Origin of the sequence: Xanthomonas sp. NCPPB 1325, from assembly GCF_041477645.2 — a bacterium.
Classification (GTDB): Bacteria; Pseudomonadota; Gammaproteobacteria; order Xanthomonadales; family Xanthomonadaceae; genus Xanthomonas; species Xanthomonas cannabis.
In genome coordinates this window covers 4,308,634-4,321,052 of record NZ_CM192985.1, presented here as the reverse complement: position 1 = coordinate 4,321,052, position 12,419 = coordinate 4,308,634, and the positions used below count along the sequence as shown (strand labels likewise).

Here is a 12,419-nt window from a genome sequence, read left to right as displayed (position 1 = left end):
GCCCGGGGTGCCCATGCTTGCCTTGATCCAACGCGTTACCCGGGCCTCGGTCACCGTCGATGGCCAGAGCGTCGGGCAGATCGGCCCCGGCCTGCTGGCCCTGGTCGGGGTGGAGCCCGGCGACAGCGATGCGCAGATCCGACGCCTGGCCGAGCGCCTGCTCGGCTACCGGGTATTTGGCGACGACGCCGGCAAGATGAACCGCTCACTCACCGACACCGGCGGCGGCCTGCTGCTGGTCAGCCAGTTCACCCTGGCTGCGGACACCAGCTCCGGCAACCGGCCGGGCTTCAGCACCGCCGCGCCGCCGCAGGAGGCTGAACGGGCGTTCAATCAATTGGTGGCGATCTGCCGCGAAAAACATCGCGGCGGGGTGGAAACCGGGCGCTTCGGGGCCCATATGGTTGTCGACCTGGTCAACGACGGCCCGGTGACCTTCCTTCTCAGACCCTAGATACACCACGTCCACCAGCGGTCCCGTCTTGAATCCGGCAGACCGGGCTTCACGCTGGTATAATGCTAGGTTCTCTTTCCAATCTCAAAGCCGGTGGCGCGAGCACTCATGGCCAACGAACGTCCTGCCCAGCAATCCGACATCAAGCTACTGATCAGCAAGGGCCTGGAACAGGGCTATCTGACCTACGCCGAAGTCAATGACCATCTGCCCGACGACCTCGTCGACCCGGAGCAGATCGAAGACATCATCAGCATGATCAACGGCATGGGCATCGATGTCCATGAAGTTGCACCCGATGCCGAAACCCTGCTGCTCAACGACGGCAACACCGGCAACCGCGAGGTTGACGACACCGCCGCCGAAGAAGCCGCCGCCGCGCTGACCGCGCTCGACACCGAAGGTGGTCGCACCACCGACCCGGTGCGCATGTACATGCGCGAAATGGGTACCGTCGAGCTGCTGACCCGCGAAGGCGAAATCGCCATCGCCAAGCGTATCGAAGAAGGCCTCAGCCAGGTCCAGGCAGCACTGGGCGTGTTCCCGCTGTCGACCGAAATGCTGCTGGCCGATTACGAAGCGCACAAGGAAGGCAAGAAGCGTTTGGCCGAGATCGTGGTCGGCTTCAACGACCTGATCGAAGAAGCCGATGCCGCTGCTGCTGCACTGGCCGCCGCCGGCCCGGTCGCCGTGGACGAAGACGCCGTCGATGAGGACGACGACGAAGACGGCGATGACGACGCGGCCGAAGAAGAGGCCGGCCCGACCGGTCCGGACCCGGTGGAAGTCGCCACGCGCATGGAGAACCTGGCCAACGAATACGCAAAGTTCAAGAAGATCTATGCCAAGAACGGCGCCGAGCACAAGCTGGTGGTCAAGGCGCGCGAAGACATGGCCGCCATCTTCACCACGCTCAAGCTGCCGCTGCCGCTGACCGACGCGCTGGTCACCCAGCTGCGTGGCGTGGTCAATGGCATCAAGGACCACGAGCGCAAGGTGCTGCACCTGGCCACCACCGTGGCACGCATGCCGCGCAAGGATTTCATCCGCTCCTGGGAAGGCAACCAGACCAACCTGGAATGGGTGGAAGACGCACTCAAGCGCAAGCAGAAGTGGTCGTCGGCGCTGCGCGACGTCAAGGACCAGATCGTCTCCGAGCAGCAGGGCTCGATCGAGATGGAGAAGGCCAACTACCTGACCCTGGCTGAGATCAAGGAAATCAGCCGTGCGATGGCCTACGGCGAAGCCAAGGCACGCAAGGCCAAGAAGGAAATGGTCGAGGCCAACCTGCGCCTGGTGATCTCCATCGCCAAGAAGTACACCAACCGCGGCCTGCAGTTCCTGGACCTGATCCAGGAAGGCAACATCGGCCTGATGAAGGCCGTGGACAAGTTCGAATACCGTCGCGGTTACAAGTTCTCCACGTATGCAACCTGGTGGATCCGCCAGGCCATCACCCGTTCGATCGCCGATCAGGCGCGCACCATCCGTATTCCGGTGCACATGATCGAAACGATCAACAAGTTGAACCGCATTTCCCGCCAGATGCTCCAGCAGTTCGGCCGCGAGGCCACGCCGGAAGAACTGGCCAAGGAAATGGACATGCCCGAGGACAAGATCCGCAAGGTGATGAAAATCGCCAAGGAGCCGATCTCGATGGAAACCCCGATCGGCGACGACGAGGATTCGCATCTGGGCGACTTCATCGAGGACACCAACGTGGAGTCCCCGATCGACAACACCACCAACATCAATCTCTCCGAGACGGTGCGCGATGTGTTGGCCGGCCTCACCCCACGCGAGGCCAAGGTGCTGCGGATGCGCTTCGGTATCGACATGAATACCGATCACACGCTGGAAGAGGTCGGTAAGCAGTTCGACGTCACCCGCGAGCGGATTCGTCAGATAGAGGCCAAGGCATTGCGCAAGCTGCGTCACCCCAGCCGCTCGGAACAGCTGCGCTCGTTCCTGGATATCGACTGACCTGTCAGTCGCATCCGCACGGTGGTCCTACAACAGCCCCGCACATGCGGGGCTGTTGCGTTTTAGGCGCTGACCCGGCAATGCTGCTGCAGGCTGCACTGGATGCAGGAGATCGGCTTCACACCTCGGTGACGAAGCCGCACGGCAACGCACTATTAAGTAGATGTTTCTTTCAATCTCACGTGGTATTCCAGCCGGCGCTTCTAAGTTGGTCCACGAAAGGAACGAGGCCATCCGATGAGTAGACAAAGCCGCTACGAAACCACCACGTACCGCGATCACGAGATCCGCGTGCGTGCCGAACAGGCCACGCCAACGGCCAAGTGGACGCTCTGGGTGGACGTCTATGCCGACGGAGGCAGCACGCGCCTGCCCCGCATCAACGACCGGACCCAGACCTGGGATACCTACCAGGACGCCATTGCGCAAGGCTTCCGCGAAGGTCGCCAGCTGATCGACAGGCAGCAGCAGACCGCAGATGCGTGATGGTTGCCCGCCAGCTTATGTGTGCCGATCGAACAGCACGTACAGCTTGGGCGGCCCGCCTATCTCCGCAGGCGTGTGCGGCGCGCTTGGGTTCGCGTGCAGCGCGGTTAGAGCAGCGCGCTTAGATAGGCTATCGGAAAGCCGACGAAAGATGCAGTAAGCAGGTAGCAGCAGGCATCCAGCAGACAAGCTTGTTGGCGGACAGGTAAACTTGCACCACTCCTGTGGGCCCGACGCATGGCATGCGGCACCAGCGAGTGCTGTGCAGCAGGGCCTATAGCTCAACGGTTAGAGCAGAGGACTCATAATCCTTTGGTTCCAGGTTCGAATCCTGGTGGGCCCACCAATAGATAGCAGGCACTTGGGATGCCCGCCCAAGTGCCTTTTTTGTTGCCGTCGGAACACTGTCGATAGTCTTCAGAGACCTATCGGAGAAGGTCTTTTTGCGTAGCTAATCGGCGTAGGCGTGTTCTCGATAAACGGCTGCGTGTGCGGGGTTCGTCGTCGCGCGTCAGCGCAATGCGCTTGCTTGCGCAGCCAAGTGGATTTCGGTCACCACCCTCGCTCTTACGTTCGCGCAGGAAGCCATGATCTTTTCTTCGGAAAAGCAAGGGCCACATGCCGCTTGATCGCCGCGCGTCGGTGTTGCCCGGCGTGATCCATGAGTCGGATGGTCGTGTACTTGACCTCTTTGCTGGCTCAGGCACGACATTGGTCGCAGCGCAGCTGGAGGGCTTCGAAGCGGTCGGCATTGAGATGACGGAGCAATATGCCGCTGTGACCTGCGAGCGTCTCCACCACCTCTGAGGTAAAAGAGGGCGCTTGAGCGCCCTCCCGCCTTACATCTTCAACGAGGCATCGCGCGGAATTTGGTCGATCCTCAGAAGGTCGTGAACAAGTTCCCAGACTGCATGAAAGGGCAATACCGACTGCCAATATTTTCTTCTACGCGTCAGGTGGACATGGCCTTATCCAACGGCAACTAAGCCGCCGCGTCAGATCCATCGATGCTCAAGCGAACCGCGCGTTCAAGGTCGCTGCGGGTGAAGGGCTTGACGAGGATGGCCGCGTCGCTTCGCGAGATTTCCTTGGCGTTGAAGTCGCGCGGGTATCCGGAGGCAAAGAGGATGCGTAAGGCCGGCAGTTGGGCTTTCGCCTTGCGTGCAAGCTCCCAGCCGCTCATTCCAGGCATCACGATGTCCGAAAGCAGCAGGTCCACCTTGACATCGCGGCGCTCCAGCAAGCGCATTGCCGAGGCCCCATCGTGTGCCTCGAGCACTTTATAGCCCAGCTGGCGCAACGCTTCGACGGTGTATGCGCGCACGTCATCGTTGTCTTCGGCGACCAGAACCGTTTCCTCGCTCGTGCGATACCGGTCGTGCTCGTGCCTGGCAGCCGATGCAACGCCGGACAGCGGCAGCGATGAGCGTGGAAACAGCATGGTGACGAGCGTGCCGCGGCCAGGCGTGGATTCGATCAGCACATGACCACCCGATTGCTTCACAAAGCCGTAGACCATCGACAGCCCGAGCCCGGTACCGCGCCCGACGTCTTTGGTCGTGAAGAATGGCTCGAAGACACGCGATATCACCTCTTCCGACATCCCGTGACCGGTATCGCGAATGCGCAACATCACGTACTCACCCGGAGGCACGTCGGCGAGTACGTTGGCGTAGTCATGCTCCAGATGCCCGTTGCCGACCTCGATGGTCAACTGCCCTCCACTGGGCATGGCGTCACGGGCGTTGACCGCCAGATTCAGTACAGATGCCTCGACCTGGCTTGGGTCGACCTCGACGCACCAGACGTCCGGGGCCGTCAGGATTTCCAGGTACACCAATTCGCCCAGGGTCCGCCGCAGCATGTCCTGCATCCCGAGCAACTGTTCATTGAGATCGACTGCCTGGCTCTGCAGCGGTTGCTTGCGGGCGAATGCCAACAGGCGCTGGGTCAACGAGGCAGCACGTGTCACGCCCTTCAGCGCATTGTCCATCGCCCTGGACGGAACGGCCGCCGCCTCACCCATGCGGTCGATGTAGAGCTTGGCGTGCTCGACGTTGCCGGCGATGACGGTCAGGATGTTATTGAAGTCATGCGCAATGCCACCAGTGAGTTGTCCCACTGCCTCAATCTTCTGACTTTGCCTTAGCGCTTCTTCGGCTTGACGTCGCGCAGTGGTCTCGACAGCTTCCGATACCACAGCGGTGATCGTGCCCTGGTAGTCAGACAGAGGGCGGAAGGAAAAGTCGAACGACCGCAACCCGGTTGGAAGGACCAGTTTGAGCTCGTGCTGCGAGGCGGTTCCTGCTGCTGCAGCGGCAATCGCGTCGGCGACCAGACTGCGGATGTCCGGCGTTTCGGAAAACCAGGGGGCATCGCAAAACAGCGTGCCGCAGACATCGTCCTTGTGCGCCAGGATCGCTGAAAGCGATGCGAGATTGGCATCGAGGATGTAGCCGTCTGGAGAGAGCAGATTCTGGTGCTGGAAACTGGATTCAAACACCGCTTGCAGGCGGCTCTCGCTGCTGCGCAAGTCTGCCGTGCGTTCTTCCACCTGACGCTCGAGCGATTCGTTGGCTTCTCGGAGCGAAATCTCCGCGTCCTTCAGGTCGCTGATATCCCGCACCAGCGAGTAATACCCGTTGACCTGCCCATCGCGGTCCGTCTCGGGGACGCAGTCGACCAGTGCGTAACGAAACCCGCCGTCCTGTCGCGGCAGACGCGCCTCGAACTGGACGCGCTCGCCCTCCGAAGCCTTGCGCAGGTAGGGCGCTATCTCATCGAACATCGTGTGGCCGACGATATCGCGCACATGCATGCCCACCAACTGCTCCGCCTGACGGCCATGCCACAGGGTGTAGGCATTGTTGACGAAGCGATAGCGGTGCTCGATGTCCAGATGTGCAATCAGTGCCGGCAGCGAATCGGTGATGAGCTGCAGGCGCTGACGGCTTTCCTGCAGGTCGTTTTGGGCCGCAAGCAGCCTTGTCTGTTCGCCGCTTTCCCTGATGCATCGCATGATCGCATCAGGCAGGCGCTGCAGGCGCTGCTTCACCACGTAGTCGCGCGCGCCGCGCGTCAGCGCCTGAACGGCCAACTCCTCGGTCAGCGTGCCGGAGACGAAGATGAAGGGTATCTGCGGGTAGAGCGTCTGGGCGATCTGCAGCGCAGCGTCGCCGTCGAAGCCGGGCAGGACATGGTCGGCCAGGATGACGTCGTGCTGCTGCGTGGCCAGCGCCTGCACAAACGCATCGCGTGTCCACACCCGGGTGATGTCGACCTTCAGCCGTGCGGCTGCCAGCTGCGCGCCGATGAGTTCGGCATCGAGGGCATTGTCTTCCAGCATCAGGACGCGAACCGGCGCGTCCGTCCTTGGCTCAGTCATTCTTCGGGCTCTTGCCAGGCGGTAGCGGACGATGCGGTGGTGGCTGGTTGGTGATGCCCCAGAACATGCCGAGCCCCTGGATGGCTTCGAAGAATTCCTTGAAGTCGACGGGCTTGACCACAAAGGCATTGACGCCCAACTGATAGCTCTTGATGAGGTCCGGCTCCTCGCGTGAGGAGGTCAGCATCACCACCGGCGTGCTGCTGAGCGCGGGATCGCCGCGAACCTCAGCCAGCACCTCGAGCCCGTTCACCTTCGGAAGCTTGAGGTCCAGCAGCACCACCACTGGCCCGCCATGTTGCGCGCCGGCGTAGGCACCTTCACAACGCAGGTAATCCAATGCCTCCGCGCCATCCCGCACGTGCGCGACATCGTTCAGCAGCTGGCAACGTGCCAGGGCCGCCATGGTCAGCTCCGCGTCCTTGGGATTGTCCTCCACGAGCAGAATGGGACGAAGATCTCTCACGAGTTGCCTCCGAGGAAAAAGGGAATGGTGAAATAGAACGTCGCGCCCGTGCCGATCTCGCCCTGGGCCCAGGTCCGGCCGCCATGTCGGCCAACGATCCGTTGCACGTTGGCCAGCCCGATGCCCGTGCCCTCGTATTCGTCGGAGTGATGCAGGCGCTGGAACACCCCGAACAACTTGTTGACGTAGCGCATATCGAAGCCACAGCCATTATCACGGACGAAGAAAACGTCCTCGATGTCGGTGCGCTCGTGCCCGACCTCGATGCGCGGGGTAGCGCTGTCGCGGGTGAACTTGATCGCGTTGGTCAACAGGTTCTGCCAGACCAGGCGCAGCATGGCCGGGTCGGCATCCACTCTGGGAAGGGGCGGCAACACCCATTCGATCGAGCGGCCGCTGTATTCCATCTCCAGCTTATGGCGGACATCGTCGACCAGCGTGCGCATGTCGATGCTCAGCCGCCCCAGCGTGGAGCGGCCCATCTGCGAGAAGCTCAGCAGGTCGTCCACCAGGATGCCGGCCGACTTGGCCGATTCGGCAATGGTCGCCAGATAGCGGCGTTCGGTGTCGGTCAGGCGCTCGGCTGCCGAGGAGCCAAGCAGTTCGGAGTAACCGACGATATGGCGGAACGGCGCACGCAGGTCATGACTGACCGAATACGAAAACGCCTCCAGTTCCTTGTTGCTGCGGAGCAGTTGCTCGTTGAGCTCGGCCATTTCCTCGGCCTTGCGCAGCACGATGTCGACGATGGCCACACGCAGTTCCATCGCCGCGTCCTGATCGACGTCCTCCCAGGGCAAGGCCTGCTTGTGCACGATTTCCTTCCAGGCCTCGAACGACATGCGAGGGGACAGCACCTGGCCGGATGCCTTCTTGCGTGGGTCGCCGCCCCAGCGAACCGTCCGCACGACCTCGGGCCGAAACCACAGCACGAAGCTGTCGTGCAACTGGGAGATCGATAGCGAGAGCACGCCACTGGCGACATCGGAGAACGCATCCGCGTCGTCCCATACCGCAGGCAGCCGGTCGGTGTGAAACAGATCCTCGCTCCCCTGATGGGAGGTCAGCCACTGCACCAGCTTCAGCACCTGCGGTTGGGTGGGGCATTCGCCCAGCAGCACGCACTCGTCGCGATGCACGATGGCTGCGCCATTGGAGCGCGTCAGTGCCAGCAGGCTTTGCGGGTCGCGGCCGAGTGCGGCCATGAAGTTTTCGTCGCCTGCCATTCGGCCCAACAGCTGCACCTGGATTGCGCGCCGGCTCACACGCTCTTCCACCCGCATCGCTCGCTCCTTGAGCGACACCTGCAGCGAGAAGATCTGCCCGATGAACTCGCACGCCGTGCGCACCGGATGGGACACCCGCAAGGGCGTGTGGTGGTGGCAGGAAATCAGGCCCCATAGGCGGCCTTCGCACACGATGGAAATCGACAGCGATGCGCCGGTGCCCATGTTTCGCATGTACTGCAGATGCACCGGCGACACACTGCGAAGCACGGCCAGGCTCAAATCGGTCGGTCTGTCGCGCACGTGACCAGGGGCGACGACCAGGGGTACCGGCACATAGGCGTTGTTGGCGATCAGCCGTACCCGGTTGCGCCGGTACAGCTCGCGCGCCTGTGCGGGGATGTCGGACTCGGGAAAGCGCAGATCCAGATAGGAGGGCAGGACATCGTTGCGATCTTCCGCCAGGACCGCGCCATTCCATTCGTCGTCGAATTTGTAGATCAAGGTCCGGTCGAAGCCGGTCAGTGCGCGGATGTGTGTGGCGGCGACCTGGCACAGCTCGGTCGGTGTGGCCGCCTTCTCGATGGTCTCGATGAACTGACGGATCGTGGGATACATATCTTCGAGCGCCCCAGGTGCGCCTCCCACCGGTTCCTCGAGTTCGACCAGGATGTCTGCGTCGGAGCGGTGGGCCAGGGCGGGATACGTGCCGTACTCGCCCAACGCAAGCATGCCCAGGAAGACCGACGCGCCAGGCTGGAGCGCCGAGAGTTGCGCGCAGGAAAACGCGAGTACGCCGTTCAGCACGGTCGAGAGCGCGGCGCCCAACGGGTCGCCGAAGTGCTCGAGCAGCGCAGGATTGGAGACGGCGCGCTCGACGACGCACAAGCTGGATGGATCGACGACCAGCAAGATCCCGTGAGGCTGGATCGCGCCCGGGATGTGGATCGGCTCCCTGGCACAGCTGGACAGATCCAAGACGGGCTCAAGAGTTGATTCGGACGACAATGCCTGCTCCTGCTGCTACACGGTTGAGGATCGGCAGCTCGGAAGCGACACCAGCACTGCCGCTGCGGGAGATCGCATCACCGTGTGCCGAGCCCGCTTATGTTGCCCGAAATGGGCATGGGTGCCTACTCGAAGACGCGGTCCTGATGTGAAGGAAGTCGAAGCAACGTACCAAAGGCTGACAGGCCAAGCATCTTGCGATGGCGGCGATGCTGAATGACTCAGGCGGATCGTCACATCGCGCGGTTACTGCGCCTGGCAGGAGCGCCGTCCACTGACACCGGGCATGATGCCGACGCCATACCAAGGCAAGGCATCTGACGCAGCACGCGAATGCGACAGCACACGCCATGCCGTCTTCAGGTGAGTCAGGTCAGCGTTTTTCAATGACGGCTATGCAGAACGTCGCTCACACGAAAGCAGCTGTGCTCGCGATGCGCTAACGGCGATGCCAACGTGGTCGACATCGCAGCATAGGAGCGTAGGGGCAATACAATGCAAGCCGGGCGAAAGGTTTGCGCGTGGAGCGCCATCGTGACCATCGGGCTGCCGTCGCACTCAGGTGTTATCTCTCGGTTCGATTGACTGGAGCGTCAGCAGGCATAGCCGTAGGCCTGCCCAGAACAATGCTTGAGCATCGAGTGCTGAATCGGTTTCGGGTCGCCCCAAGGGAGCGATGTTTTTGCCAGGCAAGGTATTCAGCCGCTCAACAGCGAGTCGATATGGGCAGAGCAAAGGCACTGCACACGTGGGGCATACCTGTCTCTTTGCATACTTCTGGTCGAATCTTCTGTGCTGCCGGGCTTGCTGGTGACCACGGGCCTCAGCGCGACGGCCAGCGCTTGTACCGAGGTGACGCCATCGTCAAGGTCAACGTCGCCAAGATGCAGCTGAGCAAGGCCATGTGCGATGCCAAGCCGAATATCTTCATTGCACTTTGAACGCCGGCGATGGTGGCGTCCGACGGGCTGAATCAGTTGGAACCTCCGCCGGTGCGGAGATTGAAGGCCAACATCCGCCTGGAGCAGTGGTATATGCAGCAGCCTGCGCAAACTATCTAGATTGCGCTGGTACCGATCGTTTCTGGACGTGACAGAATCGCCGGCCGCCCTCATCGGTCTTTGCCGAGCGCGGCGCAAGCCGGCGGCGCACCGCTGTTGGCCTTGTGGATGGCTGAACCACGGCACGGAAAGCCGAGCTAGATCAGAAGCGCGCTGACCGGCAGCCATGAAGGCGCCGGATTGAAACAGGCCGGGCCGAGTAAGAGGGCGTAGGTCAAGTGCCCGGAGACCTCTAACTGTGGATGGATCAACTTTACGGGGAGTCGACAAATTTTACGGGGAGTCAACAGTCCCCTGTAGAGTTTGAACGGCGCTACGCGCAGCGAGGGTATTGAGTGTTTACGGAACCCTGGGCGTATCAGATCGTGATATCGATACATTGCTGCCGCTACGGCGGGAATAGCCAGTCGGGTAGGTGTCGTCGGCGGAAGCTTACTGCCTGTCGTACATCTCTGGCAGTCGTGCCTGAAATTAGCTTTCGGAGATCCGCCTCTGCGCGCACTTTGCTTCACGAGAGCTTTCCTCAAACTGCACGCGCGACCTACCTTCATAAACTGATCAGCGTATCTTGCCACGCCATAAATCAGTCCTGATAAATGGGTTCAATTAAGAATTTCCGACCTATTCCCCGTTCGCCTAGCTCGCGCATCATCGTCAGCGAATGCGATCCAATAATATTCATCAATCCAGCCAAAGATATGGAATCAGGAATGAATCTAATAAACATGCCAGATCTGGACAGGATTCCAGAAATACGCCAGAGCTCAGACAGATCCTTGCCACAGCTGCTATCGAATACCACAAGAACATCGTTATGAACCGAATCCGCTTCGTCGCCAAGCGGCACGACGAGCGCCGCAACTATCCTAACACGAGAAGAAACTTCCCCTAACGCAGACCATACGGCTTCAGAAATGGAAAACGGCCTAGGCCCACATAAGTCAACTTTCAAAACATCATCACTTGGCGAAATCCAACCAGGCATCTCGTCTTGACCAGAAAAACGGATGAACTTTAACACGAAGATATCAATTCTTTTCGCAAGAGCCTGATGATATGCACCGCTTCCGCTGTATGACACTATAGAGATGTCTGAAAACTGACTCGCGTAATCACCCCTGAGAGCGCGGCATGAGCGCAATATCTCCTCCTTTATCTCGCAAGCCGGCATGTATTCGGGATAGATCATCCCCAGCCTGCTGTAGTCTGCAAACCGTTGCTTTATTTGATATGCAGTCCGAGAAGCAGGATTGTGAAGAGCTCGGAAGCCGTGAACCATGCTGAAGTTTGAAGTCGCCATCTTCGATGACTCAAAACATTTCCTTGAAAAATCAGCATTAGTAATCGCTATATCTAGATCCGAGGTTCCACGCTCGAAAGGCGAACTATGCTTGAGGCTCACGCCAAACCTGGCCGACCCCGCTACTCTTATCGACTCAAGGGGGACAGAAAGATCTCTTGAGAATTGCTTCCTGATCGCCAGAAGAAGAGCCGGATCGGCACTCCCTTTAAAATCACCATCGAAAGAATCAATCTTTAAAGCAATGCTTAAAGACGACTCATTTTTTTTGTGAAGTTCAGAAATGACATCGCCAACAAAAGGTCGTTCGCCGTGAGCTCTCAATTTCCACCTTCAATGCGTGAAGTGGTCCAGCACCGGCAGCAGCCGGAAGCGGCGGCCATCGAACAGCGCGTCACTGACGAAGTCAATGCACCACAGCGTGTTGGACGCCGTGGCAACCTTGATCGGTTGCCGGCGACGACTACTGCGACTACGTCGCGGGCGACAATGCCGCAACGACAGGCCTTCTTCCTTGTAGATGCGATGCACATGCTTGTGGTTGTCCCGCCAGCCTTCGCGCCGCAGCATGACCAACGCGCGTTCGCAGCCATAGTGGATGCGCGTCTGCGTGATCTCGCGCATCCGCAAGCGGATGGCGCTGCAGTCGCGCGCCTTGGCCTTGTACGAAAACGCCGAGCGCGACATCGCCACGATCCGCAACGCGTCGCTCACGCCGAAGCGCTCTCTCAAGCGGGCAACCCAGCCGCGCTTCTGGGGCGCCCTTAGAGTTTTTTTTTACCACCTCCTGGAGCATCGCCTTGTCCAGGCTCAGGTCGGCAACCAGCTGCTTGAGCTTGCTGTTTTCCTCTTCCAGCACGCGCAGGCGCTTCAGTTCGGAGGGGCCAAGCCCACCGTATTTCTTGCGCCACACATAGAACGTCGCCTCCGCGATGCTCATCTTGCGGCATACCTCGCCAACCGCCATCCCCAGCTCGACCTAATTGAGCGCGTACGCGATCTGCTCTTCGGTGAAACGCGACTTCTTCATCGCCTGATTCCTCGTGATCC

Annotated in this window: 7 protein-coding genes, 1 tRNA gene and 2 pseudogenes; 5 read left to right on the top strand and 5 right to left on the bottom strand. The window is 60.4% G+C overall.

From position 1 onward, the window contains the following. The first annotated feature begins 13 nt into the window (after window positions 1–13). The 5 genes and pseudogenes from dtd to ACCQ10_RS18270 all read left to right on the top strand — a co-directional run. Entirely contained in the window at window positions 14–454 is a 441-nt protein-coding gene (dtd, locus tag ACCQ10_RS18290; RefSeq protein WP_047694681.1) for a D-aminoacyl-tRNA deacylase, read from the top strand. A gap of 108 nt (window positions 455–562) precedes the next feature. Beyond that, window positions 563–2,437 carry an RNA polymerase sigma factor RpoD gene (rpoD, locus tag ACCQ10_RS18285; protein WP_039564462.1) on the top strand — a complete coding sequence of 625 codons (1,875 nt, stop codon included), beginning with the start codon at window positions 563–565 and terminating at the stop codon, window positions 2,435–2,437. A 237-nt stretch (window positions 2,438–2,674) separates the two neighbouring features. After that, window positions 2,675–2,923: a DUF6566 family protein gene (locus tag ACCQ10_RS18280; protein ID WP_166749409.1), complete on the top strand. Its 249-nt coding sequence runs from the start codon at window positions 2,675–2,677 to the stop codon at window positions 2,921–2,923. Between the two features lie 270 nt (window positions 2,924–3,193). Continuing rightward, window positions 3,194–3,269 (top strand) — tRNA-Ile (locus ACCQ10_RS18275). 260 nt (window positions 3,270–3,529) lie between these two features. Next, a pseudogene (locus tag ACCQ10_RS18270) lies at window positions 3,530–3,730 on the top strand (DNA methyltransferase); the annotation flags it as partial. A 175-nt stretch (window positions 3,731–3,905) separates the two neighbouring features. On the opposite strand, the gene ACCQ10_RS18265 reads toward ACCQ10_RS18270, so the two are convergent. From ACCQ10_RS18265 to ACCQ10_RS18245, 5 genes and pseudogenes are all read right to left on the bottom strand, one after another. After that, complete coding sequence (locus ACCQ10_RS18265; protein WP_243851645.1) at window positions 3,906–6,269, bottom strand: response regulator; 2,364 nt, start codon at window positions 6,267–6,269, stop codon at window positions 3,906–3,908. A 31-nt stretch (window positions 6,270–6,300) separates the two neighbouring features. Next, on the bottom strand, window positions 6,301–6,774 hold the full coding sequence (locus ACCQ10_RS18260) for a response regulator (protein WP_166749406.1): 474 nt from the start codon (window positions 6,772–6,774) through the stop codon (window positions 6,301–6,303). Beyond that, window positions 6,771–8,978 carry an ATP-binding protein gene (locus ACCQ10_RS18255; RefSeq protein ID WP_372361501.1) on the bottom strand — a complete coding sequence of 736 codons (2,208 nt, stop codon included), beginning with the start codon at window positions 8,976–8,978 and terminating at the stop codon, window positions 6,771–6,773. Before ACCQ10_RS18255 ends, ACCQ10_RS18260 begins: the two co-directional genes overlap by 4 nt. A gap of 1,674 nt (window positions 8,979–10,652) precedes the next feature. After that, on the bottom strand, window positions 10,653–11,693 hold the full coding sequence (locus tag ACCQ10_RS18250) for a hypothetical protein (RefSeq protein ID WP_372361500.1): 1,041 nt from the start codon (window positions 11,691–11,693) through the stop codon (window positions 10,653–10,655). 15 nt (window positions 11,694–11,708) lie between these two features. Continuing rightward, window positions 11,709–12,342: pseudogene (locus ACCQ10_RS18245) on the bottom strand (transposase); the annotation flags it as partial. Window positions 12,343–12,419 lie beyond the last annotated feature (77 nt).

What these genes read in the sequence shown, in the direction of transcription:
- dtd (WP_047694681.1), top strand. Translation starts at nt 14, where the DNA reads ATGCTTGCCTTGATCCAACGCGTTACCCGGGCCTCGGTCACCGTCGAT.
- rpoD (WP_039564462.1), top strand. Translation starts at nt 563, where the DNA reads ATGGCCAACGAACGTCCTGCCCAGCAATCCGACATCAAGCTACTGATC.
- ACCQ10_RS18280 (WP_166749409.1), top strand. Translation starts at nt 2,675, where the DNA reads ATGAGTAGACAAAGCCGCTACGAAACCACCACGTACCGCGATCACGAG.
- ACCQ10_RS18265 (WP_243851645.1), bottom strand. Translation starts at nt 6,269, where the DNA reads ATGCTGGAAGACAATGCCCTCGATGCCGAACTCATCGGCGCGCAGCTG.